Annotated in this window: 2 protein-coding genes; both read right to left on the bottom strand. The window is 43.3% G+C overall.

Annotation, left to right across the window (positions count from 1 at the left end):
• Positions 1-462: 462 nt before the first annotated feature.
• A complete protein-coding gene (locus U9P07_04280) occupies positions 463-807 on the bottom strand; it encodes a hypothetical protein (GenBank protein ID MEA2108617.1) in 345 nt (114 codons plus the stop codon).
• A 140-nt stretch (positions 808-947) separates the two neighbouring features.
• Positions 948-1,383 (bottom strand): arsenate reductase ArsC (locus tag U9P07_04285; protein ID MEA2108618.1); only part of this gene is annotated, 436 nt, incomplete at its 5' end.

Consider the following 1,383-nt stretch of genomic DNA (forward strand, 5'->3'; position numbering starts at 1 on the left):
TTCGTAATCAGTAGGTCAGCGGTTCAACTCCGCTCATCGGCTCCAATGAAATCAAAGGGTTATACGGATTTTTCGGTAGGTGCTTTTTTATTTTTTCATTTTGCCCCACACTTTTTCATTGCTTAAAGCTATTTTTTAGAAAAAATCATTACTGAACCAATGAGAAGAAGAACTCAGGAGAGAATAAAAAACCCGCCGGGAGGCGGGTATGATTGATTAATTTAATTTTTGGTAGAAATCCTTTTTACTAAGGCCGGACTGCCTGATCATTGATTTTATCAGCTTGGTCCCGTATGTCTCGTTCCGGCTCCCCAAGGTATCTACGGTTACAATGCGCCGCTTGCCGTCGGTCACTCCTTCCCACTGTTCGTGACTGCCTTTCTGCCTGACTCTTTTAAAGTCAGCCCTTTTCAAAATTTTTCTTACCTTGGCAGGAGTTAACTCTGGATACCTGAAACCCATTTAGCATGAACAGGAACTGGACAGGTGAAAGGGAAGGACTTCGTCAAAGGTAAAGAATTTGCGACGCAGGTGCCTAAACTCCATCAGGGCGCTAATCAGGTGAAACTTTATGATGGAAAGGGGAGGGGCTTTGCGATTTAATAATTCAGAGATTGATTCCTTATTGTCGGTATTGAGGACTGTTTCAATATAAGATTTGATGGCATCCTGCATCTTTTTTTTAAGCTCAGCTTCCGTGTGGGCCTGGACAGCTATATCAAAATCAATGCACAAGCCTATCCACTTTTTGTCGTTGTAATAGCCGTAGCTTCTTAAAATAAGTTGACTTGGCACAGTTTTTACCATCTCTCAAGCCCTCCTAAGTGAAGTATCGTCTATGTCAGTAAAAAAATCAAGACACTAGATATGGAAATAATAATACGTCAATATCCCTTATCTAGTGGTTCCACATTTCCAGACCAATCCAGACGCACTGGCCGATCAGTTCAAAGTGATTCTGGCAGTGTTTCCACAAAGGCTTTGATTTCATCGCGCACCCGACGGTAGCAATCGAGCTGCGTTTTTTCATCAGCTCCCTGTTCTGCAAGTTTTTGAGCCATTTGGGGTGGGTCATTAAATCCCATATGTATGATTTTACTGCCGCTGGAAAAATAAGGACAGCTTTCATGGGCATGTCCGCACACCGTTATGATGGCATCCAGATCGATATCCACAAATTCATCCGCCAGCTTGGAGCGCTGGTGAGAAATATCCACCCCGGCCTCAGCCATTACTTTGACGGCAGATGGATTAAGACCGTGGGTTTCAATTCCAGCGGAAAAAGCTTCAATCTGTTTTTCCTTGAGGACCCTGGTCCAGCCTTCAGCCATCTGGCTGCGACATGAATTTCCGGTACATAAAAACAGAATTTTGATTTTTTTG

Source organism: Pseudomonadota bacterium (assembly GCA_034660915.1).
Taxonomy (GTDB): Bacteria; Desulfobacterota; Anaeroferrophillalia; order Anaeroferrophillales; family Anaeroferrophillaceae; genus DQWO01.

Coding starts and splice junctions, on each gene's coding strand:
- U9P07_04280 (MEA2108617.1), bottom strand. CDS start 807: ATGGTAAAAACTGTGCCAAGTCAACTTATTTTAAGAAGCTACGGCTAT.